The organism is Rhizobium sp. SG_E_25_P2 (genome assembly GCF_029892285.1).
Taxonomy (GTDB): domain Bacteria; phylum Pseudomonadota; class Alphaproteobacteria; order Rhizobiales; family Rhizobiaceae; genus Rhizobium_E.
This window is the reverse complement of the sequence record NZ_JARXVM010000029.1, coordinates 14,722-39,126: the sequence shown is the minus strand read 5'-3', so window position 1 is coordinate 39,126 and position 24,405 is coordinate 14,722. Positions and strand designations below refer to the sequence as shown.

Sequence of the window (24,405 nt, the reverse complement as noted above, 5' to 3'; positions counted from 1 at the left end):
AGATGCAAAAAATTCGTAAGGGCGACAAGGTCGTCATTCTGACTGGCAAGGACAAGGGCCGTTCCGGCGAAGTCCTCCAGGTCATTCCCAAGGAAGATCGCGCCATCGTTCGCGGTATCAATGTTGTCAAGCGCCACCAGCGTCAGACCGCTTCGCAGGAAGCTGGCATCATCAACAAGGAAGCTCCGATCCATCTGTCGAACATCGCGATCGCCGACCCCAAGGACGGCAAGCCGACTCGCGTCGGTTTCAAGATCGATGGCGACAAGAAGGTCCGCGTGGCCAAGCGTTCGGGAGTGACTATCGATGGCTGAAGCTAAGTACGAGCCCAGGCTCAAGACGGAATATGTCTCTCGCATCCGCGCTGCGATGCAGGAGCATTTCAATTACGCCAATGAAATGATGATCCCCCGCATGGACAAGATCGTCATCAACATGGGCGTTGGCGAAGCGACGGCTGATTCGAAGAAGCCGACTGTCGCCGCCCAGGATCTTTCCGCTATCGCCGGCCAGAAGGCTGTCGTGACGCGGGCCCGCAATTCGATTGCAGGCTTCAAGGTCCGCGAAGGCATGCCGATCGGCGCGAAGGTCACCCTGCGCGGCGCCCGCATGTTTGAATTCATGGACCGCCTGGTCAACATCGCGCTTCCGCGCGTTCGCGACTTCCGCGGCCTGAATCCGAAGAGCTTTGATGGACGCGGCAACTTTGCCATGGGCATCAAGGAACACATCGTGTTCCCGGAAATCAACTACGACAAGGTTGATCAGATGTGGGGCATGGACATCATCGTTTGCACGACGGCGAAGACCGACGATGAAGCTCGGGCTCTGTTGAAAGAGTTCAACTTCCCGTTCCGTCAGTAACCGTAACGACGAGCGTAGAAAAGGAAAAACCAATGGCGAAAACGAGCGCAGTTGAGAAAAACAAGCGCCGCCGTAAGCTGGTTGCCCAGCAGGCCAATAAGCGGGCCAAGCTGAAGGCAATCATCCAGGACCGCGAGCTTCCGATCGAAGACCGGTTCCGGGCTACCCTCAAGCTGGCTGAAATGCCGCGCAACGGCTCCAAGACCCGCATTCGCAATCGTTGCGAAGTGACCGGTCGTCCGCGCGCGTTCTACCGGAAGCTCAAGATGTCGCGTGTGGCTCTGCGCCAGCTCGGCAACTTCGGGCAGATTCCCGGCATTGTGAAGTCCAGCTGGTAAGGAGGGCAAGCGATGTCCATGTCTGATCCCTTGGGTGATATGCTCACCCGTATCCGCAACGGCGTTGCCCGTCGCAAATCGTCGGTTTCGACACCGGCCTCTAACCTCCGCGCTCGCGTCCTCGACGTGATGCAGGCGGAAGGCTACATCCGTGGCTACAGCAAGACCGATTTCGAGAACGGCAAGTCCGAGCTCAACATCGAGCTGAAGTACTACGAAGGCGCGCCGGTGATCCGCAAGATCGACCGCGTGTCCAAGCCGGGCCGCCGGGTCTATGTCTCGGTCAAGTCCATTCCGCAGGTCGCGAACGGTCTCGGCATCACCATCCTTTCGACTCCGAAGGGCGTGATGGCCGACCACCAGGCTCGTGAACAGAATGTTGGCGGCGAACTGCTCTGCTCGATCTTCTGATCGGACTGACAGTCTCGCGTAACGAACAGACAGGTAAGAAAAATGTCTCGTATCGGTAAAAAGCCCGTTCAGGTGCCTGCAGGCGTGACCGCCACTGTCGAAGGACAGAAGGTGACGGCAAAGGGCCCGAAGGGCGAACTCTTCTTCGTCGCGAATGATGAAGTTGTTCTGTCCTATGAAGATAATGCGATCGCGGTGGCTCCGGCCAACGAATCGAAGGACGCACGCGCCAAGTGGGGCATGTCCCGCACCATGATTGAGAATCTCTTCATGGGTGTTAAGGACGGCTATCAGAAGAAGCTCGAAATCACCGGCGTTGGTTACCGCGCCGCCATGCAGGGCACCAACCTGCAGCTTCAGCTCGGCTTCTCCCACGACGTGATCTATCAGCCGCCGGAAGGCATCTCGCTTGCTTGCCCCAAGCCGACGGAAATCGTCGTCTCGGGCATCAACAAGCAGATTGTCGGCCAGGTCGCTGCCGAGATCCGCGAGTATCGCGGTCCCGAGCCCTATAAGGGCAAGGGCGTGAAATACGCCGGGGAGCGCATTGTCCGCAAGGAAGGCAAGAAGAAGTAAGGAAGACGCAAAATGGCTAGCACTAAAGAAAAGCTCGTGCAGCGCGCAAGCCGCGTCCGCCGTCAGATCAAGGCTGTCGCCAATGGTCGTCCGCGTCTGTCCGTGCATCGTTCTTCCAAGAACATCTACGCGCAGATCATCGACGACGTGGCGGGCCGCACTCTCGCAGCCGCCTCGACGCTCGACGCCGGTCTCCGTTCTTCTCTGAAGACCGGTGCTGACGTTTCCGCCGCCGCCGCTGTTGGCAAGCTCGTCGCCGAGCGCGCCGCTGCAGCCGGCGTGAAGGACGTGGTCTTCGACCGCGGCGCCTTCATCTATCACGGCCGCATCAAGGCTCTTGCCGACGCGGCTCGCGAAGGCGGTCTGAACTTCTGATGTCGAGCCCGGTTCGCCGGGCTCCACGTCACCTGAAGCTCTGCTTCAAGAAGACACCGGCCCTGGAGCCCGATAAGGACCCCAGGGCTTTTATGTAAACTGCCGATTGCACCCGGAAAAGAAAAAGGAAAAGGACAATGGCACAGGAAAAGCGTGGTTCGCGAGATGATCGTTCGAACCGTGAAGAGCGCGACAGCGAGTTTGTAGACAAGCTCGTCGCCATCAATCGCGTCGCCAAGGTGGTGAAGGGCGGCCGTCGTTTCGGCTTTGCTGCTCTCGTCGTCGTCGGCGACCAGAAGGGCCGCGTTGGCTTTGGTCATGGCAAGGCGCGTGAAGTGCCGGAAGCCATCCGCAAGGCCACCGAAGCCGCCAAGCGCGACCTGATCTTCGTGCCGCTGCGCGACGGCCGCACGCTGCATCACGACGTCAACGGCCGCCATGGCGCCGGCAAGGTTCTCCTGCGTTCGGCCAAGGCCGGTACCGGGATCATCGCCGGTGGTCCGATGCGCGCCGTCTTCGAAACGCTCGGCGTTCATGACGTCGTCGCCAAGTCGACCGGTTCGTCGAACCCCTACAACATGGTTCGCGCCACGTTCGACGCTCTGAAGAACCAGGTTCACCCGAAGGACATTGCTGCTCAGCGCGGCATCAAATACGCGACGCTTCAGAACCGTCGCGCGTCCATCGGCGCCGCCGCTGCTTCCGAAGAATAAGGATTCGTAAGATGGCTGAAGCAAAGAAGACGATCACCGTTGAACAGATCGGTTCGCCGATCCGTCGTCCCGACCGTCAGGAAAAGACCCTGATCGGCCTCGGTCTCAACAAGATGCACCGCACCCGCACGCTCGAAGACACGCCGTCTGTCCGTGGCATGATTGCCGCCGTCAGCCACCTCGTGCGCATCGTCGACGAAAAGTAAGACGGAGACACGACAATGAAACTGAACGAAGTCAAGGACAATGAAGGCGCGCTGAAGTCGCGCAAGCGCGTTGGCCGTGGTATCGGTTCCGGCACCGGCAAGACCGGCGGTCGCGGCGTTAAGGGTCAGAAGGCCCGTTCCGGCGTCGCCATCAACGGTTTCGAAGGCGGCCAGATGCCGATTTATCGCCGCCTGCCGAAGCGCGGCTTCACCAACATCTTCGCCGCCGATTACGTGATCGTGTCGCTCGGCCGGGTGCAGCAGGCTGTGGACGCCGGCAAGCTCGACGTCTCCAAGACTGTCGACGCCGCCGCTCTCAAGGCTGCTGGCGTGATCCGCCGCATCAAGGACGGCGTTCGCCTCCTGTCCGACGGCGAACTGACCGCGAAGATCTCCTTCGAAGTGTCCGGCGTTTCCAAGCCGGCCGTCGAGAAGGTCGAAAAAGCCGGCGGTTCTGTCAAGATCCTCGGCGAAGCAGCTGCTGCCGAGTAAGATCATGAATAAGACGCCCGGTGTGCTTCACACCGGGCGTTTTTGCTTCTATATGAAAGCCTCACGACCGGAATCTGTCCGATTGGACGGTCCGGGCCATTCGCCAGAGGTGAGGCCGTGTTGATGTCCATCGCCGCCCGCTTCCGGTTCATTCGACAGGAAAGACCCAGCCACTCCCAGGTTTTCGCCTCGGGAGTTTGGTTTTGCGGAGAGAGTTATGGCTTCTGCAGCGGAACAGCTTGCTTCCAATCTGAGCTTTTCGACATTTTCGAAAGCTGAAGAACTTAAAAAGCGTATCTGGTTCACCCTTGGCGCGCTTCTGGTGTATCGCCTCGGCACCTATATTCCGCTGCCAGGCATCAATCCCGACGCCTTCGCCAACGCTTTTCAGTCGCAGGCGGGCGGCATTCTCGGGCTCTTCAACATGTTTTCCGGCGGCGCGGTTAGCCGCATGGCGATTTTCGCGCTCGGAATCATGCCCTATATCTCGGCATCGATCATCGTTCAGCTGATGACGTCTGTCGTGCCCGCGCTCGAACAGCTCAAAAAAGAGGGTGAGCAGGGCCGCAAGATGATCAACCAGTACACCCGCTACGGCACGGTGTTGCTTGGGGCGCTGCAGGCCTATGGAATCGCGGTGTCGATGGAAGCAGGGCAGGGCATCGTGGGCGATCCCGGCTGGTTCTTCCGGATTTCCACCGTGCTCACGCTGCTCGGCGGCACGATGTTCCTGATGTGGCTCGGCGAGCAGATTACCTCGCGCGGCATTGGCAACGGTATTTCGCTGATCATTTTCGCCGGTATTGTTGCGGCCCTTCCGCACGCGCTGGCCAACACGCTCGAACTCGGCCGCACCGGCACGCTTTCGACGGCGATCATTCTGGTCGTGATCGTGGTGGCCGTTGCCGCCATCGCCATGATCGTGTTTTTCGAGCGCGCCCAGCGCCGGCTGTTGATTCAGTATCCGAAGCGGCAAGTGGGCAATCGCATGTTCCAGGGCGACACGTCACACCTGCCGTTGAAGCTCAACACCGCGGGCGTCATTCCGGCGATCTTCGCCTCTTCGCTGCTGCTGCTTCCCGCCACGCTCGCCGGCTTCTCCGGCTCCAGCGCGCTGCCCGATTGGGCGACGGCGATCGTTGCCGCGCTCGGCCATGGCCAGCCGCTGTATATGCTGCTGTACGGGGCTCTGATTGCGTTCTTTGCGTTCTTCTACACAGCGATCGTCTTCAATCCGAAGGACACCGCCGACAATCTCAAGAAACATGGCGGTTTCATTCCCGGCATCCGGCCGGGCGAGCGCACCGCCGAACATATCGACTATGTTTTGACGCGTATTACGGTGCTTGGCGCCGCCTATCTGATCGTCGTCTGTATTCTGCCTGAAATCCTGATCGCCCAAACCGGCGTGCCCTTCTACCTTGGTGGTACTTCGCTTTTGATCGTGGTTAGTGTTACTCTGGATACGGTCGCGCAGATCCAGGGCCACCTCATTGCGACTCAATATGAGGGACTCATCAAGAAATCAAAGCTCCGGGGAGGGAAGAGGGGATAATGAGGCTTATTCTGTTGGGGCCTCCGGGCGCCGGTAAAGGCACCCAGGCCCAGCGTATTGTAGAAAAGCATGGCATTCCGCAGCTTTCGACGGGGGACATGTTGCGGGCGGCGGTGGTTCAGGGGACCCAAGTCGGCAAGCGCGCCAAGGCTGTGATGGACGCAGGAAACCTGGTGTCGGACGAAATCGTCAACGCCATCGTGTCCGAGCGGATCGATCAGCCGGATTGCGCCAAGGGCTTTATTCTCGACGGCTATCCGCGCACGCTGGTGCAGGCCGATTCCGTCGAGGTGATGCTGGCGGCCAAGGGCATGAAGCTCGACGTTGTCATCGAGATGCAGGTCGATGACGCTGTTCTCGTACAGCGCGTATCTGGGCGGTATACCTGCGCGCAATGCGGCGCGGGCTATCACGACAAGAATCATCGGACGAAGGTCGAGGGCGTCTGCGACAAATGCGGCAGCCACGAGTTCAAGCGTCGTCCCGACGACAATGCCGAGACGATGACGACGCGTCTTCAGGACTATTACAAGAAGACCTCGCCGTTGATTGGCTATTATCATGCGCGCGGCCTGCTTAAGCCGGTTGACGGCATGGCTCCGATCGATGAAGTAACGGCAGCGATTGAAACGATTCTTTCGCGCGTGTGACATCCAAAAAACTTTTAGCGGAAGGTTGCCTTTTTAAGGCTTTTCCGCTAATGACGCGCCAACTCGCGAAAGATTTAAAGCGATCGGCGCGGATTTCCCCGTGAAAGTGGGAGAACCCGTTACGGTCGTTTTTGACATGAAGCGAACCGGATAAAGGCAACAGGCGGCCGTCCGCGGTCGTGAAACAACAACCGATTGCCGGATGGCAAGCGGAATGCAAGGAGAACAGGCGTGGCCCGTATAGCTGGCGTCAACATCCCGACTCAGAAGCGCGTCGTCATCGCGCTGACCTATATTCATGGGATCGGTCCGAAATTTGCTCAGGAAATCATCGAGAAGGCCGGCATCGCTGCCGACCGTCGCGTGCATCAGCTTACCGATGCTGAGATCCTGCAGATCCGCGAAGCAATCGACCGCGACTATCAGGTCGAAGGCGATCTGCGTCGCGAAACCTCGATGAACATCAAGCGTCTGATGGACCTTGGCTGCTATCGCGGCCTTCGTCATCGCCGCTCGCTGCCGGTGCGCGGTCAGCGCACGCACACCAATGCCCGCACCCGCAAGGGTCCGGCAAAGGCGATCGCCGGCAAGAAGAAGTAATCTTCCTGGTCGCAGCAAATAGGCGGCGGGTGCCGGTTCTCGGCGTCCACCGCCTAAATGCTATGACCCGGATGGTGTAGCCGCTGGTGTTACGGCGGTGAAGAGATCAACGAAAGGACTAAATATGGCCAAGGAAGCCACTCGCGTTCGCCGTCGCGAACGCAAGAACATCTCGTCGGGCGTGGCTCACGTCAACTCTACCTTCAACAACACGATGATCACGATCACGGATGCCCAGGGCAACGCGATCGCCTGGTCGTCTGCTGGCGCGAAGGGTTTCAAGGGTTCGCGCAAGTCGACCCCGTTCGCTGCTCAGGTTGCTGCTGAAGACTGCGCCAAGAAGGCCCAGGAACACGGCATGAAGTCGCTGGAAGTCGAAGTCTGCGGTCCTGGCTCCGGCCGTGAATCCGCGCTGCGCGCCCTTCAGGCCGCTGGTTTCACCATCACTTCGATTCGCGACGTCACGCCGATCCCGCACAATGGCTGCCGTCCGCGCAAGAAGCGCCGCGTCTGATCATCTATCTCGGCCGGTTCGGGTTTCGTCCTGAACCGGCTTTCCTCGATGTCGATCGCCACGATTGGATGGTGGCGCGAATGAAAGGTCATACCACATGATTCAGAAGAACTGGCAGGAACTCATCAAGCCGAACAAGGTTGAGTTCACTTCGTCGAGCCGCACCAAGGTGACCCTGGTCGCCGAGCCGCTCGAGCGGGGCTATGGCCTGACCCTCGGCAATGCTCTGCGTCGCATCCTGCTGTCGTCGCTGCGCGGCGGCGCGGTGACTGCCGTGCAGATCGACGGCGTGCTGCATGAATTCTCCTCGATTCCGGGCGTCCGCGAAGACGTGACGGATATCGTGCTCAACATCAAGGAAATCGCCATCAAGATGGACGGCGATGATCCCAAGCGCATGGTCGTGCGCAAGCAGGGTCCGGGCGTGGTCACCGCTGGAGATATCCAGACGGTTGGCGACATCGAGATCCTCAATCCGCACCATCCGATCTGCACGCTCGACGAGGGCGCGGAGATCCGTATGGAATTCACGGTCGCCAACGGCAAGGGCTATGTTCCCGCCGATCGCAACCGTGCGGAAGACGCGCCGATCGGCCTCATCCCGGTGGACAGCCTGTTCTCTCCGGTCAAGAAAGTGTCCTACAAGGTGGAAAACACCCGTGAAGGCCAGGTTCTCGACTATGACAAGCTGACCATGACCATCGAAACCGATGGTTCCGTCACCGGTGAAGACGCCGTCGCTTTCGCGGCTCGCATCCTTCAGGACCAGCTCTCGGTATTCGTCAACTTCGACGAGCCGCAGAAGGAAGCCGAAGAGGAAACGATCACCGAACTCGCGTTCAACCCGGCCCTCCTCAAGAAGGTCGACGAACTCGAACTGTCGGTGCGTTCGGCGAACTGCCTGAAGAACGACAACATCGTCTATATTGGCGACCTGATCCAGAAGACCGAAGCCGAGATGCTCCGCACTCCGAACTTCGGTCGCAAGTCGCTCAACGAGATCAAAGAAGTTCTCGCATCCATGGGCCTGCATCTCGGCATGGAAGTGCCGGCATGGCCGCCGGAGAACATCGAAGAGCTCGCGAAGCGCTACGAAGACCAGTATTAATAAACAAAAAGGCAGGCTCGCTTGCCTTTCCCAGACAAACGGCAGGACAGGTTCCTGCTTGTGCCAGGAAACGGCAGGCTCGCAAGATCAGAGACCTGCGCTTAAAGGAGTATAGCCATGCGCCACGGAAATTCGGGCCGCAAGCTCAACAGAACCGCCAGCCACCGGAAGGCGATGTTCGCCAACATGGCGGCTTCGTTGATCGAACATGAACAGATCGTCACCACCCTGCCGAAGGCGAAGGAAATTCGCCCGATCGTGGAAAAGCTGGTGACGCTCGGCAAGAAGGGCGACCTGCACGCTCGCCGTCAGGCCATCTCGCAGATCCGCAGCCCGGAACTCGTCGCCAAGCTTTTCGCCGCGATCGCTCCGCGCTACGCCAACCGTCATGGCGGCTACCTTCGCATCATGAAGGCCGGCTTCCGTCACGGCGACAACGCGCCGCTGGCTGTGATCGAATTCGTCGATCGCGACATCTCGGCCAAGGGTTCCGCTGACCTGCAGCGCGTCGAAAACGAAAAGGCTGCCGCCGAAGCCGCTTGATCGGTTCTCGTTGGTCGTCATTGGAAAGCCGGGCCTCGCGCCCGGCTTTTGTCGTTGAGGGAGATGGAGAATGATCACCACCGAACGGCTCTTGCTCCGGCCGCATGCGCTTGACGATTTCGAGGCTTATGCGCCGATGTGGCTAACGCAATCGATGAGCGGCGACATCAAATCGCCGCTGCCGGTGCTTAACGAAGAGCAGGTGTTCGCCCGGCTGTTGCGGTGGATCGGCCATTGGCAGAGTTTTGGTTTCGGCCCGTTTGTGGCCGTGGATCGTGAGACAGGCGCAATCTGCGGTGAAGTTGGTTTCGCCTATTTCAAACGTGGTCACGGACCGCTGTTCGATCAGGCGCCGGAAGCGATGTGGAAAATCGCCAATGACTTTCAGGGCCGTGGTTTTGCGCGTGAAGCCAAACAGGCGGCGCTGGCCTGGATGGATAGACGGCCCGAAGGAAGCCGGGTGGTCTGCATGATCGACCCGATCAACACGCCGTCGCTCGTTCTGGCGGAGAAGCTTGGATTTCAGGAGTGTGGGCGCGGTGATTATCACGGCGTCGAATTGGCGCTCTTCCACAGGATGCGGCATCCGCAATGGCCTTGATTGGTGGCTGGTGATATTTTTTGACGGAGCAGTTTTTCTGTTGTGGATGTACGGCGACGCGGTCGTTGCCGAAATGGAAAAATGTATCTTAAACGGGGAGCTTAGATAACGCGATCTCGGCGGCTTGCTCTTTCCATTTCGGCGACTGAATAAATTTTCGCGAAATTACATCCCCGCCCTTTCGCCCGGCGTTATCCTCTTTCCGTTCCGTCACCGGAGTGTTTCGCGAGACTTTGCGGGCAGGCGGAAACGAAGCGATCGTTCAGGCCTGTCGTCCTCCAAGCCTAGACGATTCCGAAGCAATCGACGCCTCTGCTGGCGGCGTCGGCCAAGTTCGGTGAGCCGGTTCCCATTACGGTTCATGCTTCGAGGCCGCGCGGAAGCAACGCCTGACTACAAACTACCAGGAATGCCCGCTTTCGCGCGGCTCTCCCGTGATCACCCCGGCGGAAATTTCCGTGCGGGATTTTCGTATTGGCGACATGTCGATCGCGATGCAGCCAGTTACCTCTCTTTTTCTTATTTGTCATCGCTATGCGGCGTCCAGCCTATCTTGGCGCTCGGCATTGCGCAAAAACGGCTTTTGTCGTGTTTAGGGTTCATGTAAGACCGCCTGTGTTTGTTGTCCAAGGTGCCGCTACATGTATGATCGTCTATTTCATCGTCCTTTGAAGCGCACATTGGATTTTCTCGACGGCGCGGCGCGACACAACGTCTTGGACCGGAAAAATGCGCTGGCGGGCGTGCAATGGTCCATTCTATCGGTCTTTGGCGCGGCGACCGGCAGGGTTGAGACCGCCCGGTTTCTCGCCGGCCAGGGTCGGTTCGAGGACGCCTTCGCTTTGTTGTTGGCGGAAATTCGGTCAGGCGGCCCGTTGCGGGCCGACGCGGTGCTGGAATATCAACGCTTCTCGATGTGGCTCGCCAAAGCGGGATATCTTGTCGAGATTCAGCGCCATCTCAAGGCGCTGCGCGAGGCGGGTGTTGCCGAGGCTGATGAGTTTCTGGTCGACATCTGGGCTCAACGGGCCGTGCTTGATCCCGCCAATATCGATTTTATTCGCGAATTTCTGGAAAAAAGGCGCAAGGACTCTGTAGAGGGCCAAGCGCTATGGCTTCTGTTCATGATCGGCGAGGAGCCTGCAAGGCTGAAGGCGCTTTATCAAAAGCTGCTCGCGCGCGGCAATGACAAGTTGCTCAATGACTATCTCGGCGTGCTTGCCCGGGTCGATCCGGAATTGTGCCGGAACACGATACGGCAGAGAGCCAGGGAGCTTAAGCCCAACGCCTTGCCGCTGGCGGCGGATCTTGTCCTGCGGGGAGATCCCGCAGCCGTCCCGGGTTTTCCTGGCAAGCGGGCCAAGGCGTTCGCCGACCGTTTCGCCGCCGATTGTCTGTGGCTGCGCGATATCTTGTCGGATGTTACGCGGCGCATCGCAGTCGTGGGAAACTCCACGATCGAGACTGGATCCGGCAAGGGTCTTGAGATTGATGCCCATGATCTGGTTATCCGGTTCAATCTGGCGGCGGTTCCCTCACATGCTCAAGTTGACTATGGGTCGAAAACTGACCTGCTGGTCTGTAATTACTCCGAGCTCAGGAAACTGGTCGGCCGGGCGTCCGCGCCGCTTATCGTGACCGGAAAAGACTGGGAAGCGTTCACGGTCCAGAAAGGCGCCGCCTTTCAGGTTTCGGAGGGTGGGGTCAGGATGGCGACGCCGCCCTATGAGGTTCGCCAGCGGCTCAACAAGGCGTTTCGAGGTACGGCGAGCAGCGGCATCCAAATTCTGGCGATGTTGGCTGAGTGGCGCGGCGGCCTGACGAATGTGGATACCTATGGGTTCTCCATGGTCGACCAGATTGGGGCAAACCCTACGTCGGCGAATTATTTCCGTGCAAGTCGACCCTCCGCCAATCATAACTGGAAAGGCGAGGCTGCGGTTCTCGGCGCTTTGCGGCGGGGGGATGCGATTGAGTCCGTGCTCGACGATGTCGCCCAATCCCGGTATCAAAACCAGTGGATGACCTATGAAACGGTCAAACCGCTTCGCATCAGGCTTGAAGGCGATCATTCGCATTATCATTGCGGATCGGCCGCCGTGACGCGGAGCCTGCTTCATCATCTTGCACCCGTTGGGGTCGTCGTCGAGGACGGCGACTATGACATCATGGTCATGAATGGCGAGGGCACGATGCATAGCGGCGGCGTCGGCTTTCATCGCAAGATGAAGGCGCTCGGCTCAGCCGTGGACGCCGGCAAAGCCGCCTATCTTGTCAATTCGGTATGGCAGGACAATCCCGGCGACTATGACGAGGTGCTGCGGGGTCTCAAGGGCATTCATGTCCGGGAGGTTCTCTCGAGAGATGACCTTGCGAAGCGACACGGCATTTCAGCAAGGGTCTACCCCGATCTTTCCTATCTTGCGCCGCTCAAGGCGCCGGTGAACATGATCGACCACAAGGACAGTATTGTCCTGACCGACTTCTATTCCAAGGAGTTTACCGCCTTCGTCAAATTAACGCGCGCGGAGGCGCTGAAATATCCGTTTGTCGACATGATGGCCATGACCTGGGACGATCTCGTCGCCACATTGAAGACTTCGAAGCTTCTGATCACCGGCCGCCATCATGCTGTCTATGCTGCTTGCCGCGCGGAAATTCCCTTTGTGGTGTTCGGCGGCAACACCCACAAGATCGAAGGAATCTTCAAGAGTGCCAATGTGGAGATCCCTCTCTGCGCCAGCCGCGCGGAGATTCCCAAGATGATCTCCTGGGCCAAGAAAAATCGGGCTGTCTATACGGAATTGTTCACCTGGATGAAGTCGCACAAAAACTGGTCGCTGTAACGTCGGGCCGCGCGGTCGTTTTTAAAGATTGGCGGCGTGGTTCAGATGTTTGGGCATGTCTGGCCAATCTCGCCGCGCCGAAAAAAGGCTCGGTTCGTTCCTCATACCAGTGGTCCTTGATAGGGACGCATAGGCTCGTCATCAAACCGGCGACGTCTGTATCCGGGCTCTTGTGTCGGCTCGTCCTCACGAAAAACAAAACGCCGGAATCGCGAGATTCCGGCGCTTGAAGAGTCGGTGGGTCTTGTCGGCTCAGTACACGACCACGCCGCGCACGCTTTCGCCTGAGTGCATCAGGTCGAAACCCTTGTTGATGTCTTCGAGTGGCATGACATGGGTGATCATCGGATCGATCTGGATCTTGCCGTCCATGTACCAGTCGACGATCTTCGGCACGTCGGTGCGGCCGCGCGCGCCGCCGAAGGCGGTGCCCATCCAGGTGCGGCCGGTGACCAGCTGGAAGGGACGGGTGGAGATTTCCTGACCGGCGCCGGCGACGCCGATGACAACGGACTTGCCCCAGCCGCGATGCGACGCTTCGAGCGCCTGGCGCATCACCCTGGTGTTGCCGGTGCAGTCGAAGGTGTAGTCGGCGCCGCCGATCTGGTCGGCGCCGCGCTTGGTCATGTTGACGAGATAGGGGACGATGTCGCCCTCGACTTCCTTCGGATTGACGAAGTGGGTCATGCCGAAGCGCTCGCCCCAGGCCTTCTTGTCATTGTTGATGTCGACGCCGATGATCATGTCGGCGCCGGCGAGACGCAGGCCCTGAATGACGTTGAGGCCGATGCCGCCGAGACCGAAGACGATGGCGGTTGCGCCCATCTCCACCTGCGCGGTGTTGATGACCGCGCCAATGCCGGTGGTGACGCCGCAACCGATATAGCAGATCTTGTCGAAGGGCGCGTCTTCGCGCACTTTGGCCACGGCGATTTCCGGCAGCACGGTGTAATTGGCGAAGGTCGAGCAGCCCATATAGTGATGGATCTTGTCCTTGCCGATCGAGAAGCGGCTGGTGCCGTCGGGCATCAGGCCCTGACCCTGGGTCGAGCGAATCGCGGTGCAGAGGTTGGTCTTGCGCGACAGACAGGACGGGCAGGAGCGGCATTCCGGCGTGTAGAGCGGAATGACATGATCGCCCTTTTTCACTGAGGTCACGCCCGGGCCGACATCGACCACGACGCCTGCGCCTTCATGGCCGAGAATGGCCGGGAACAGGCCTTCAGGATCGGCGCCCGACAGGGTGAAATCGTCGGTATGGCAGATGCCGGTCGCCTTGACCTCGATCAGCACTTCGCCGGCGCGCGGGCCTTCGAGCTGAACGGTCATGATTTCAAGCGGTTTGCCGGCCTGCACGGCCACGGCGGCGCGAACGTCCATGGGAATCCTCCATTAGCGGATGACGATTGTTTTGCGGCTAGAGAACATATCGGGGGGCGGCGGGGCAAGCCTGAAAGCGCAAAATATCGCCGCGTCTGACGCAGGGACCGAAACGGCTGCAAGATCCTGTTGACCTTTACGTAAAGGAGAACAATTCTAGACGCGGGGAGGAACTGCATCATGGAATTCGACTATGTCATCGTCGGCGGGGGATCGGCGGGTTCGGTGCTGGCTGCGCGGCTGAGCGAGATGCCGGGGATAACAGTGTGCCTGATCGAGGCGGGCGGCGAGGGCCGGGATATCGCCATCCGAATGCCGTTCGGCATCGTCGCCATGGTCAGCGGCAAGCCGAAGATCAACAATTGGGCGCTGTTCACCGAGCCGCAGGAAAAGCTCAATGGGCGACGCGGATTTCAGCCGCGCGGCAAGGCGCTCGGCGGCTCCAGCGCCATCAATGCCATGCTTTATGTGCGCGGCCATCCCTCGGATTACGATCGCTGGGCGCAGCTCGGCTGCGCCGGCTGGTCCTGGCGGGAGGTCTTGCCCTGGTTCGTGAAGACGGAAGGGAATCAGCGCGGCGACAGCCGGTTGCATGGCGGCTCGGGTCCGCTTCAGGTGGGCGAACAACAGACGCCGCGACAGGTTTCCGCCCGCTTCATCGAGGCCTGCCGCCAGGCTGGCTTGCCGCTCAACGACGATTTCAACGGACCGGAGCAGGAAGGCGCGGGCCTCTATCAGGTGACGCAGTTCTGGGACGGGCCGAAAAAGGGCGAGCGCTGCTCGGCGGCGGCGGCCTATCTGCATCCGCTCATGGGCCGGCCCAATCTCCAGGTGCTGACGGGCGCGCATGCCGAACGATTGAGTCTCGATGGCCGCAGCGCGCGCGGCGTCGTCGTCAGGCGCGGCGGCCAGAGACAGGAGGTGAAGGCGCGGCGCGAGGTGATCCTGGCGGCCGGCGCTTTCGGCTCGCCGCATCTGCTGCTGCTTTCGGGAATCGGGCCCGGCGGCAAGTTGAAGAAAGCCGGCGTCGATGTGGTGCATGATCTGCCGGGAGTCGGCGAGAACCTGCAGGACCATCTCGACTATGTGCATGCCACTCGCTCCAGCGGCGCCGACACGGTCGGTCTGACGCCGTCAGGGTTGATGACGATCGCCAGGGAAATGCTGCGCTGGCGGAAAGATGGGACCGGGCTCTGCGCCTCGCCGGTGGCCGAGGTCGGCGCGTTTCTCCGGTCTTCGCCCGATGTCGCCATTCCCGATCTGCAACTGCATTTCGTCATCGGCCTCTTGGAGGATCACGCCCGCAAACTGCACCTGCCGCAGGGTTATTCCGGTCACGTCTGCGTGCTTAGGCCCTATAGTCGCGGCGAAGTGGGCCTTCATGGTCCCGATCCCAAACTGCCGCCCAAGATCGATCCCCGCTTCCTTAGCGACACCCGCGACGAGGCCTTGATGATCACCGGGATCAGGACGATGCTCGACATCATGGAACGACCGGCGCTCGACGACATCAGGGGCCGCGATCTGCATCCCTTCGCCGATCTGAGCGACGCCGAGATCCTCAGGCAAATCCGGGCGCGGGCCGATACGATCTACCACCCGGTCGGCACCTGCCGGATGGGCGTCGACGCGCTCGCGGTCGTTGATCCCGAGGCGATGACGGTCAAGGGCATGGAGAGGCTTCGGGTCATCGACGCTTCGGTGATGCCGACCCTGATCGGCGGCAACACCAATGCGCCTGTTATCATGATGGCTGAGCGGATGGCGGCGCGGATCGCGGCGGAGCGGTGAGGGGTAGTCCGCCTGATGGTCGGCGTTGTGCATCGTAGTCAAGCAATGCTGATTCTTAGGTTCAAGACTATTCGGCTGAGAAACTGAGTTAGCGCGTGTTCTCAACAGCAGCCTTCGATAAACTCAGCTCACGAATCCGCTGCGAGTCTTCATGACCACTCTTTCCTCTTCGCCTCCGTCGTCGTCTCTCATCCGCGGGCTTCTCATCATGGCCGCCGCCATGATGATCCTGCCCTGCATGGACGCCATCGCCAAGTATATGGCCAATGTGCAGGCGATGTCGCCGGGGCAGGTGACCTTCTATCGCTTTTTCTTCCAGACGGCGCTGACGCTGCCGCTTCTGGTGACGGTGGCCGGGCGCGGGGCTTTCGTCGCCAAGCGCCCCTGGATGAACCTTTTGCGCGGGGCGCTGCATGCGGCGGCGACGCTGCTGTTCTTCACGGCGGTCAAATATATGCCGCTCGCCGATGTCTTCGCGATCTATTTCGTCGAGCCTTTCATGCTGACGGCGATGTCGGCCTGGCTTCTCGGCGAGAAAGTCGGCTGGAAGCGCTGGCTCGCTATCCTCATCGGCTTCGGCGGGGCGATGATCGTCATCCAGCCCAGCTTCCAGCTCTTCGGCCTGACGGCGTTGCTGCCAGTCGCCTGCGCGTTCCTATTCGCGCTCTATCTGTTTCTTAACCGCGCGATCGGCGAGGCCGATCCGCCCTTGACCATGCAGACCTTGTCGGGCGTCGGCGGCTCGCTGTTCATGGGGGCCGTGCTGCTGGGCGGCGACGCTGCCGGCTGGGGCGACTTCCAGATGGCGCTGCCCGACGGACTGTTCAGTTTCGGGATTCTCGTGCTGCTCGGCGGCCTGTCGGGTTACGGCCATCTGCTGGTCGTGAAAGCCTTCCGGCTGGCGCCAGTCTCGGTGCTCGCGCCGTTCCAATATTTCGAGATCATTTCGGCGACTGCGCTGGGATATCTGTTGTTTGGGGATTTTCCCAATCTCTCCAAATGGCTGGGCGTCGCCATCATCATCGGCTCTGGCCTCTATATTATCTGGAGCGCCCGGCGCGACGAGACCAGGGTGGTGGTTCAGGATTAAGAAAACATACACCATTCCGATTGAGACGAAATTTACGTTCGACTGCGAGATTGCAACTGCTTCATGATGAAGCGGGAGCTACTTCGATGCTGGAGTTAACGTTGCGTTATCCCGCCTCGGCGCTTGCCGGGAAACAGCGGCTGACGCAGGACGACGCGCTGATGCTGCGCGGACGCATGTTTGTTTCGGGACTCGTCAGCGAGGCCGACGCCTGGCTGTTGCTGGCGCTTCACAAGTCGTCGCCGGAAAAAAGCCCGCAATGGAGCCGGTGGTTCGTCGAAGCCATGGCGGATTTTTTCGTCAATGGCGGCTATGCCGAAAATTTCCTCGACGCCGATGACGCCGACTGTCTTCTGGCGATGATCGCGCCAGACGCCGTGATTCGGGACAATGACGAACTCGAACTCCTTCTGCATGTGATGGAACTGTCGCGCGACTGTCCGGATATCCTGTCGGCTCTGGCGCTCGACCAGTTGCGGTTGGCGCTGGCTACAGGCGAGGGCGCTTATGCCGCCCAACGGTCCTGCAAACGAGCTGGCGTTTCAATTGAGGATCTCGATTATGTCTACCGTATCGTCCGGGGCAAGCTCGATCACGGTCGCCTCCGCCTGACGCAGCGTGAGGCCGAGGCGCTCGAGCGCATCGACACTATCGTCAGCGATCGACTAAACCATCCAGGGTGGCGACGTCTCATCGACAGCGTGGCGGTGACCGGCGAGTGCGGGTCGCACTCCCGCGGCTGGCTGCGGCTGGATGAAGCGGGGCTGCCCGCGCTAGAGGAAGCGGCCTGAGGGGCCCTTCGCGATCCTGACCAGAATACAGGCGCCCGCTCCTTCGACATTCTCTATGATCACCGATCCGCCATGCAGGCGGGCGATTTCCGCGACCAGCGACAGGCCGAGTCCCCAGCCGCCATCCGCCTCGCTGCGACCGGCGGGGCGATAGAACGGCTCGAACACCCGTTCGCGGTCTTGCGGCGCGATCCCCGGGCCGTGATCGCGAATGCGCAGGATCGCAGCGTCGCCTTCGGCGGCCAGCGTCACTGTGACCGGCGGCGCGCCATGGCGTTCGGCGTTCTGCAGCAGATTGCGGATCAGCCGGCGCAGGAGTTTTTCATTGCCGATGATCAGGCCCGCATCGCCCTCGACCCCAGCGCCGGTGGCGGCGGCCTCTTCGCTCGCAAGCGCCAGGAGGTCGACGCTTTGGTCGAGCGGCGGCGGCCGTTCGCCGCTCAGGCGGCTTTTCAAGAGAATTTCCTCGACGATGTCGTCGAGTTCGGCCAGATTGCGAATGATTTCGTCGCGGGTTCTATCAGACCGCGCCAGTTCCTGCATTTCCACGGCGAGACGCAGGCGGGCGAGCGGCGAGCGCAATTCGTGACTGGCGTTGGCCAGCAGGCTCTTTTGTGATTTGACCAGCGCCTCGATGCGGTCGGCGGCGAGATTGAAGGTGCGCGCCACGGCGGCGACCTCGTCGCGGCCATGAACAGGCGCGCGAACGGTAAGATCGCCATTGCCCCAGTGATCCACGCTGACCCGCAGGTGATCCAGCCTCCGGGTGAGATGGCGGACGACGGGATAGGCGCCGACGCCCACCATCAAGGCGGTGACCAGGAACAGGCCGACGAGATGTCCGCGCGGCGGCGCAAAGCGCCGGGGCACATAAGCGACCAAGGTCGCGCCGTCCGGCATATCGATGCGGAACGCCCGGAAACGATCGGTCTTCTCGATCCAGGGATCATCGGCGTCGGGCCGCTCGATGCGCGCGCCGGCGCCCTGAACGAAACGACCCTTGGCGTCGAAAATGGCGATATCGGCGTCGAAGGCGCGGGAGAGCCGGTCGAGCATCGACTGCCGTTGCGCAAGCGGCACATCGGCGCTCAGCACCGAAGAGGCGAGTTTGCCGACGCCCTGTTCGAGCGGGCCGCGATTGGGGTCGAGCCGGCCGAGAAAGGTCAGCGCGCTCAGGGTGATCACGACGAGTGCGAGACAGCCGAGCACGGTCAAGTAGACCTTGAGAAACAGGCGGGAGGCGATCACGGCTCAGCCCTCGTCTTGATTGCGGGCGAAGAGATAGCCGGAGCCGCGCAAAGTGAGGATCCGCCGAGGATTTTTTGGGTCCTTTTCGATGGCGGCGCGGATACGGGAAATATGCACGTCGATGGAGCGATCGAATGCTTCGAGCTCCTCGCCCTTGACGAATTCCATCAGCCGGTCGCGGCTCAACACCCGGCCGGCATTTTCGGCGAGAGCCACCAGCAACGAGAACTGATAGCCGGTCAGCGCCGCCTCATGGCCGTCAACGGTGGCGATGCGGCGGTCACGGTCTATTTCCAGCCCTCCGAAACGCAGCAGTTCCATCTGCTGGACCGAGGAGCGGGCGCGACGAAGCAACGCCTTCAGCCGCGCGGCAAGCTCGCGCGGGCTGAAGGGCTTGCCGAGGTAATCATCGGCGCCGATCTCAAGTCCGACGATGCGGTCGGTTTCCTCGCCGCGCGCCGTCAGCATGAGGATGGGCAGGTTGGAGCGGGCGCGGATCTTCCGGCAGACATCGAAGCCGTCGGTGTCTGGAAGCATCACGTCGAGCACGATGGCGTCCGGCGGACGACGGGCGATCTCCTGGAGGCCTGAAGCGCCCGTCGCCGCCGTCCGTACGGCATAGCCTGCCGATCCGAGATAGTCAGAGAGCATGGCGGACAGTCGGGTGTCGTCGTCGATCACAAGAATTTCATCCGCCATGTCATGGTCCTGCTGTTGGGGCGCTCAAGGAGCCTTGGGCGGCATGTCGTCCATCATCGCCGGCGGATGGTCGCCGCCAGGCCCGCGCCCGGGGCCAAAGCCCATCTCGTCGAGTTCGTCCACCAGCTTCTTGCGCTGATCGGGGTTCAGCACATCTGCGGCATCGGCGACGGCCTTGGCAATGATTTTCGATTTGGCGTCGAGCTTTTCGATCTGCTGGGCCCGGAATGCCTCGATGGCGGCGCGGTCGATGGTCGGGGCTTCCAGGAGGTCGAGCGCGCCGTCACGCATGGCGCGGCGTTCCTGCCGGTCCGGACGGACCTGTTCCATCGCGGTTTTCAGGATCGTCTTGATCTTGGCCTTCTGCTCGTCATTGGCGCCGGCATCGCCGAGCATGCGGTCCATGCGATATTCCATATAGCCCTGCATGAATTTGTGTCGCATGCCGCCGGGGCCGAAGCCGTCCTGGCCGCCGGCGAAGGCCAGCGCGCCCGCGCCAAGCACCACGGCGGTGGTGGAGCCGACGATGACGATGCGACGCAGCCAGCTGGATTTCGGCGTCTCAGTGATGCTCGTGTCGAGGTCTTGCGTCATGGGGAAGTCCTTTCTTCGCTCTCATTCCGATGAGGCCAGAATGGACAACCGATGTTGCGGCGTTTTTGCCGGCGCATGAAGAAATGTAAAGTTCGGGGCGCTGTACGAAAAAACACCGCATCGAATTGATTTTGCACAGAAAATTAACGCCGCTCCCGCTAGTGTCGGCGCCGGGATTTTCGGTGGACCCAGCTTGCGAATTCGTCTAGCACCGTTCGGCGGCCATGGATCCGTCGGAAAGAGAAGTCGTTCATGCCAAATTGCCCGCGCGCCCTGGGGTGGGCGAGGGCGAATAGGACAGGGTCAACGGGAAGGGGGCGCAGCGATGTCGAGAGACCGCGAACAGGACGTTTTGGACGCCCCTGAACCGGCGGAGCGCCCGGAACTTCCGGATATCTATACCGAAGACGGCTCGGTGCGGCACGATTTCCTGGCTCTGGTCGGCGCGGCGATCGCGGATCGCGACGTCATCTTCCTGCGTCGCCATGTCGGTCGGCTGCATATTTCCGAACTCGGCGACGTGCTCGAAGCGATGATGGCGGAGCAGCGCATTGCGCTGATCCATCTGCTCGGCGACGATTTCGACCTTGCGGCGTTGACCGAGGTCGACGAGGCGATCCGCCTGGAAATCGTCGAGCAGATCCCCAACGACGCCATCGCCGCCGCCATCGGCGATCTCGATTCGGACGACGCCGTCTATATTCTCGAAGACCTCGACCAGGAGGACCGCGAGGAAATCCTCGCCAAGCTGCCTTTCACCGAACGGGTGCGGCTGCGCCGGGCGCTCGACTATCCGGAAAGCTCAGCCGGCCGCCGCATGCAGTCGGAATTCGTGGCGGTGCCGCCATTCTGGACGGTCGGCCAATGCATCGACTATATGCGTGAAGAGGAGGATCTGCCGGAAAGTTTCACCCAGATCTTCGTCATCGATCCGACCTTCAAGCTTCTGGGCGCGGTGGATCTCGATCGCATCCTGCGCACCCAGCGGGGCGTGAAGATCGACGATATCATGCGCGAGACCAGCCACTCGATTCCGGCCGACATGGACCAGGAAGAGGCCGCGCAGCTTTTCCAGCAATATGACCTGCTGTCGGCCGCCGTCGTGGATGAGAATGCCCGGCTGGTCGGGGTGCTGACCATCGACGACGTCGTCGACGTCATCCATGAAGAGGCGGAAGAAGACATCAAGCGTCTGGCGGGCGTCGGCGACGAAGAACTGTCGGACAATGTTCTGTCGACCGTGCGGTCGCGCTTTCTCTGGCTGTTCATCAATTTCGGCACGGCCTTCCTGTCGTCGACCGTGATCGGCCTGTTCGACGCCACGATCGAGCAGATGGTGGCGCTGGCCGTGCTGATGCCGATCGTCGCCTCGATGGGCGGCAATGCCGGCACGCAGACCATGACGGTGACCGTGCGCGCGCTCGCCACCCGCGATCTCGACATCTACAATGCCGGCCGGATTATCCGGCGCGAATTGGGGGTGGGGACGACCAACGGCCTGATCTTTGCGATCCTGGTGGGGCTCGTCGCGGGCTTCATGTATCACGACGTCCATCTGGGCCTGGTGATCGCCACCGCGCTGTTCATCAATTTTCTCGCCGCAGCGATGGCCGGCAATCTCGTGCCGTTGCTGCTCAACCGGTTTGGCGCGGATCCGGCCGTGGCGTCGTCGGTGTTCGTCACCATGATCACCGATCTGACCGGCTTCTTCGGCTTTCTCGGTCTCGCGACGCTGTGGTTCAGCTGGCGGTGAGAAAAATTGACTTTTACGTCAAGGTCAATTAACCTGACGCCAATCCTAAAATCGGCGGCGGGCATGGCAGTGAGCAAGTTTTACAGTATAACCGAGTTGACGCGCGAGTTCGATATCTCCACGCGCACGCTCAGGTTCTACGAGGATGAAGGTCTCATTCATCCTGAAAGACGCGGCCGCACCCGGCTCTACAGGCAGGCGGACCGGCATTTGATCGCGCAGATCCTGCGCGGCCGTCGCATCGGCTTCACCATCGCCGAAATCCGCGAAATCATTCAGGTCTACAAGGAGCCGCCCGGAGAGATCGGGCAGTTGAAGCTGCTGATGCGCAAGGTCGACGACAAGCGCGACGATCTCAGGCAGAAGCGACGCGACATCGACGAAACGATCACCGAGCTCGACAGTATCGAAGAGTCCTGTCTCAACCGGCTGGCGGAAATCGGCGTCTCGACCTGATTTTCAATAAAACATGCGCGACGTGTCGCCCCGGCTTACAGCCAGGCGCGCGTGCGCTGGCGATAGCGCTCGAATTCATAGCCGAAACGGGCCTGCAGGAATTGTTCCTCGCGCCTGATCACCCAAAGATGGGTGGCGGCGGCGGCGCAAACGGCGAGGCCGGCCGTCCAAAGATTGTTAGTCGCCAGCGCCAGGCCGAGGGCGGCGACCGTATAGCCGAGATAGATGGGGTTTCGCGTCAGCCGGAACGGACCCGTGGTGACGAGCCGCGAGGTGTTCTTCATCGAGCCGAGCGCCGTGTGGTGGCTCTTGAGCGCCGCGATCGCCCAGATCGCCATGACTATCCCCGCTCCAATCATCAGGCTGGAAATGGCGATCCTCAAAAGCGGCACACCGTTCAGCATATGTATCGGCGCATAATCGTAACACAGGGTGGAAAGCGGCAGGATGACGAGAAAAAACGCCGTCGGCCAGGGATAGGTCACCGGTCTTGCGCGATATACATTCATCTGGTCCACCCGCCATTGTGCTCCTATTCGGAGCGAATGCTGCACTGGAATGCGATATCCTTGATCCGATCATCGCTTACCGAGATTGCGCCAGACTGGAATAGCGCCAGCAAATCGCTTTTCGAAAGCGACTGCAGCGTGCAATCGCAGAAAGACTGGCAAAAGCCTGGCGTTTGATTTCGTTCGCAACTCGGTCGGCAATTCTGGATATAGGCCTCGCCGGGATCCACCGCCGGCGGTGGAACTACAAGACTTAACCCATAAAGAATCGCAATCAGCACAGGTTGATGCGCCAGATAGAAGACGAGACTGTGTCGCCCGAAAAAGGCAAGCACGGTTTTCCAATGTTTTTGTGTGGTTTTCCCCAGGTTATTTTCTGGCGCGGGTAAGCGGGCGCTGACGAACTTGCTGACGGCCAGACCGGTGAGGAACGGCGCGAGCCAGGGCAGCATCGGCACGAAGTCGAAGGAGGGACGGTTCTGGTCCGCCAATCCGACCCACCAGAGAAAGGGCGAATTGAACACGCCTCCCGGAGCGATGACATGCGGCGCGGCGAAAGCGGCGGCCGCAGCCGCGAGCGTGACGACGACGGGCGCGCGCAGGAACACCAGGGCGATGACGCTGGCGGTCGCCATCGCGTGCAGAATGCCGAAATAGATAAGCCCGCCCGGCATCCAGAGATAGGTGCCGAGCGTGACGGCGCCGGCCGCCAGGCCGATCACTCCCAGCCGCTTGAGAAAGCTCCTGGCGTTGAAGCGGGCGCTATGGGCGAGATAGAGCGAATAGCCGGCGAGAAACAGGAAGGTCGAGGCGATGACCCGCGCATAGACCTTTGGCCAGCCGGATGTCGGGAAATCCGCCGCGAGATAGCCGAAATCGGCGAGATCCCACATGAAGTGATAACTCGCCATCGGAAACAAGGCGAAGCCGCGGGCGATATCGAGCCAGGCCTGGCGCCGCTTCGGCGTCGAAGCCTGAGGAGAAATGTCTGAATTCAAGATTCCATGCCTCGGACAATGGCGTCGCGCGCCTCGGAGAAGAATTGCCGCCGGATCAGGACGAAGATGACGAAGGTGGTCATGGCCATGAAGGCATAGGCGTTCACGAACCATCCTAGATAACCGATCGACAGAAATATGGCGCGAAGCCCGGCATTGAAATTCTTGGCGGCCACGACATTCATGGCGATGACAGCCTCGGCCGCCCGGCGCGCGCCTTCAGGATCTTTCTCCGCTTCGGACTGCATCGGCAGACCGCCGAACATGATTGAGCAATAATTGAACAGCCGGTAGGACCAGCCGAATTTGAAAAAGGAATAGGCGAACATGGCGGCGAGACCGCCAACCTTGAGTTCAAAGGCGGCGCGGCTGCTGTGGAAGACGGCGGGCAGATCGGCGAAGATTGCCTGCACCTGTTCGGTCTGGCCGAGCAGCGCGAAACAGCCGCCAAGCGCCAGGATCGAGGTCGAGGCGAAGAAACCGGTGCCGTTCTGAAGCCCCGCCATGATCTGGGTATCGATCATCTTGAGGTCGCGATTGAGCGAATTGCGGATCCAGTTGGCGCGGTGAATGGCCATGCCGCGGGTGACGCTCAGGCGATTGAACCGGCGGGAAACGCCGGTCACCCAGTTGAACAGCGCCCAGAGCAGCACGAAATAGGCGATTGCGATATAGTCCAGATGGGTCATGGCCGCTCTAAGCCT

The 24,405-nt window shown here is 60.6% G+C and carries 29 protein-coding genes; 22 read left to right on the top strand and 7 right to left on the bottom strand.

The window, feature by feature from the left end; genetic code table 11:
* The first annotated feature begins 2 nt into the window (after positions 1-2).
* The 17 genes from rplX (at position 3) to M2360_RS26170 (ending at position 12,392) form a co-directional block, all read left to right on the top strand.
* Positions 3-314, top strand: a complete 312-nt coding sequence (gene rplX / locus M2360_RS26250) for a 50S ribosomal protein L24 (RefSeq protein WP_280778344.1) — start codon at positions 3-5, stop codon at positions 312-314.
* Positions 307-864, top strand: coding sequence for a 50S ribosomal protein L5 (gene rplE / locus M2360_RS26245; protein WP_280778343.1), 558 nt, complete (start codon positions 307-309; stop codon positions 862-864). Before rplX ends, rplE begins: the two co-directional genes overlap by 8 nt.
* A gap of 32 nt (positions 865-896) precedes the next feature.
* Positions 897-1,202: a 30S ribosomal protein S14 gene (rpsN, locus tag M2360_RS26240; RefSeq protein ID WP_280778342.1), complete on the top strand. Its 306-nt coding sequence runs from the start codon at positions 897-899 to the stop codon at positions 1,200-1,202.
* Positions 1,203-1,214: 12 nt separating this feature from the next.
* The gene (gene rpsH, locus M2360_RS26235) at positions 1,215-1,613 is read left to right on the top strand and encodes a 30S ribosomal protein S8 (protein WP_280778341.1); all 399 of its coding nucleotides are present in this window, start codon (positions 1,215-1,217) and stop codon (positions 1,611-1,613) included.
* A gap of 42 nt (positions 1,614-1,655) precedes the next feature.
* A complete protein-coding gene (gene rplF / locus M2360_RS26230; RefSeq protein WP_280778340.1) occupies positions 1,656-2,189 on the top strand; it encodes a 50S ribosomal protein L6 in 534 nt (177 codons plus the stop codon).
* 12 nt (positions 2,190-2,201) lie between these two features.
* On the top strand, positions 2,202-2,564 hold the full coding sequence (gene rplR, locus M2360_RS26225; RefSeq protein ID WP_280778339.1) for a 50S ribosomal protein L18: 363 nt from the start codon (positions 2,202-2,204) through the stop codon (positions 2,562-2,564).
* A 137-nt stretch (positions 2,565-2,701) separates the two neighbouring features.
* The gene (rpsE, locus tag M2360_RS26220) at positions 2,702-3,277 is read left to right on the top strand and encodes a 30S ribosomal protein S5 (protein WP_280778338.1); all 576 of its coding nucleotides are present in this window, start codon (positions 2,702-2,704) and stop codon (positions 3,275-3,277) included.
* A gap of 11 nt (positions 3,278-3,288) precedes the next feature.
* The gene (rpmD, locus tag M2360_RS26215; protein ID WP_280778337.1) at positions 3,289-3,483 is read left to right on the top strand and encodes a 50S ribosomal protein L30; all 195 of its coding nucleotides are present in this window, start codon (positions 3,289-3,291) and stop codon (positions 3,481-3,483) included.
* A gap of 15 nt (positions 3,484-3,498) precedes the next feature.
* The gene (gene rplO / locus M2360_RS26210; RefSeq protein ID WP_280778336.1) at positions 3,499-3,975 is read left to right on the top strand and encodes a 50S ribosomal protein L15; all 477 of its coding nucleotides are present in this window, start codon (positions 3,499-3,501) and stop codon (positions 3,973-3,975) included.
* 217 nt (positions 3,976-4,192) lie between these two features.
* Positions 4,193-5,530 (top strand): preprotein translocase subunit SecY, encoded by a 1,338-nt coding sequence (gene secY, locus M2360_RS26205; protein WP_280778335.1) that lies wholly within the window; start codon positions 4,193-4,195, stop codon positions 5,528-5,530.
* Positions 5,530-6,180 carry an adenylate kinase gene (locus M2360_RS26200; RefSeq protein WP_280778334.1) on the top strand — a complete coding sequence of 217 codons (651 nt, stop codon included), beginning with the start codon at positions 5,530-5,532 and terminating at the stop codon, positions 6,178-6,180. The genes secY and M2360_RS26200 overlap by 1 nt, the downstream gene beginning before the upstream one ends.
* Positions 6,181-6,411: 231 nt before the next feature.
* Positions 6,412-6,780 (top strand): 30S ribosomal protein S13, encoded by a 369-nt coding sequence (gene rpsM, locus M2360_RS26195; protein ID WP_280778333.1) that lies wholly within the window; start codon positions 6,412-6,414, stop codon positions 6,778-6,780.
* A 124-nt stretch (positions 6,781-6,904) separates the two neighbouring features.
* The gene (rpsK, locus tag M2360_RS26190) at positions 6,905-7,294 is read left to right on the top strand and encodes a 30S ribosomal protein S11 (protein ID WP_280778332.1); all 390 of its coding nucleotides are present in this window, start codon (positions 6,905-6,907) and stop codon (positions 7,292-7,294) included.
* Positions 7,295-7,391: 97 nt separating this feature from the next.
* On the top strand, positions 7,392-8,402 hold the full coding sequence (locus tag M2360_RS26185; RefSeq protein WP_280778331.1) for a DNA-directed RNA polymerase subunit alpha: 1,011 nt from the start codon (positions 7,392-7,394) through the stop codon (positions 8,400-8,402).
* 117 nt (positions 8,403-8,519) lie between these two features.
* Entirely contained in the window at positions 8,520-8,945 is a 426-nt protein-coding gene (gene rplQ, locus M2360_RS26180) for a 50S ribosomal protein L17 (protein ID WP_280778330.1), read from the top strand.
* A 70-nt stretch (positions 8,946-9,015) separates the two neighbouring features.
* On the top strand, positions 9,016-9,546 hold the full coding sequence (locus M2360_RS26175) for a GNAT family protein (RefSeq protein WP_280778329.1): 531 nt from the start codon (positions 9,016-9,018) through the stop codon (positions 9,544-9,546).
* 641 nt (positions 9,547-10,187) lie between these two features.
* Positions 10,188-12,392, top strand: a complete 2,205-nt coding sequence (locus tag M2360_RS26170; protein WP_280778328.1) for a glycosyltransferase family 29 protein — start codon at positions 10,188-10,190, stop codon at positions 12,390-12,392.
* A gap of 252 nt (positions 12,393-12,644) precedes the next feature.
* On the opposite strand, the gene M2360_RS26165 is transcribed toward M2360_RS26170, so the two are convergent.
* Complete coding sequence (locus M2360_RS26165; protein ID WP_280778327.1) at positions 12,645-13,772, bottom strand: S-(hydroxymethyl)glutathione dehydrogenase/class III alcohol dehydrogenase; 1,128 nt, start codon at positions 13,770-13,772, stop codon at positions 12,645-12,647.
* Positions 13,773-13,952: 180 nt separating this feature from the next.
* On the opposite strand from M2360_RS26165, the gene M2360_RS26160 reads away from it, so the two are divergent.
* From M2360_RS26160 to M2360_RS26150, 3 genes are all read left to right on the top strand, one after another.
* Positions 13,953-15,563, top strand: a complete 1,611-nt coding sequence (locus tag M2360_RS26160) for a GMC family oxidoreductase N-terminal domain-containing protein (RefSeq protein WP_280778326.1) — start codon at positions 13,953-13,955, stop codon at positions 15,561-15,563.
* 151 nt (positions 15,564-15,714) lie between these two features.
* The gene (locus M2360_RS26155) at positions 15,715-16,653 is read left to right on the top strand and encodes a DMT family transporter (protein ID WP_280778325.1); all 939 of its coding nucleotides are present in this window, start codon (positions 15,715-15,717) and stop codon (positions 16,651-16,653) included.
* 86 nt (positions 16,654-16,739) lie between these two features.
* Entirely contained in the window at positions 16,740-17,444 is a 705-nt protein-coding gene (locus M2360_RS26150; protein WP_280778324.1) for a hypothetical protein, read from the top strand.
* On the opposite strand, the gene M2360_RS26145 is transcribed toward M2360_RS26150, so the two are convergent.
* From M2360_RS26145 to M2360_RS26135, 3 genes are read right to left on the bottom strand one after another with little or no spacing between them, the layout of a single operon-like run.
* Entirely contained in the window at positions 17,427-18,692 is a 1,266-nt protein-coding gene (locus M2360_RS26145; protein ID WP_280778323.1) for an ATP-binding protein, read from the bottom strand. The two genes, M2360_RS26150 and M2360_RS26145, sit on opposite strands and share 18 nt — an antisense overlap.
* Before the next feature lie 3 nt (positions 18,693-18,695).
* Entirely contained in the window at positions 18,696-19,391 is a 696-nt protein-coding gene (locus M2360_RS26140) for a response regulator transcription factor (protein WP_280778322.1), read from the bottom strand.
* Between the two features lie 24 nt (positions 19,392-19,415).
* Positions 19,416-19,985, bottom strand: coding sequence for a periplasmic heavy metal sensor (locus tag M2360_RS26135; protein WP_280778321.1), 570 nt, complete (start codon positions 19,983-19,985; stop codon positions 19,416-19,418).
* A 325-nt stretch (positions 19,986-20,310) separates the two neighbouring features.
* Here M2360_RS26135 and mgtE point away from each other — a divergent pair, with 325 nt between their 5' ends.
* Both mgtE and M2360_RS26125 read left to right on the top strand, forming a co-directional pair.
* Positions 20,311-21,738 carry a magnesium transporter gene (gene mgtE / locus M2360_RS26130; RefSeq protein ID WP_280778320.1) on the top strand — a complete coding sequence of 476 codons (1,428 nt, stop codon included), beginning with the start codon at positions 20,311-20,313 and terminating at the stop codon, positions 21,736-21,738.
* A 63-nt stretch (positions 21,739-21,801) separates the two neighbouring features.
* Positions 21,802-22,194, top strand: a complete 393-nt coding sequence (locus M2360_RS26125) for a MerR family DNA-binding transcriptional regulator (protein ID WP_280778319.1) — start codon at positions 21,802-21,804, stop codon at positions 22,192-22,194.
* A 35-nt stretch (positions 22,195-22,229) separates the two neighbouring features.
* On the opposite strand, the gene M2360_RS26120 is transcribed toward M2360_RS26125, so the two are convergent.
* From M2360_RS26120 to M2360_RS26110, 3 genes are read right to left on the bottom strand one after another with little or no spacing between them, the layout of a single operon-like run.
* On the bottom strand, positions 22,230-22,703 hold the full coding sequence (locus tag M2360_RS26120) for an isoprenylcysteine carboxylmethyltransferase family protein (protein WP_280778318.1): 474 nt from the start codon (positions 22,701-22,703) through the stop codon (positions 22,230-22,232).
* Positions 22,704-22,726: 23 nt separating this feature from the next.
* The gene (locus tag M2360_RS26115; protein WP_280778317.1) at positions 22,727-23,701 is read right to left on the bottom strand and encodes a heparan-alpha-glucosaminide N-acetyltransferase; all 975 of its coding nucleotides are present in this window, start codon (positions 23,699-23,701) and stop codon (positions 22,727-22,729) included.
* Complete coding sequence (locus M2360_RS26110; RefSeq protein WP_280778316.1) at positions 23,698-24,390, bottom strand: DUF599 family protein; 693 nt, start codon at positions 24,388-24,390, stop codon at positions 23,698-23,700. Before M2360_RS26110 ends, M2360_RS26115 begins: the two co-directional genes overlap by 4 nt.
* Positions 24,391-24,405: the final 15 nt, after the last annotated feature.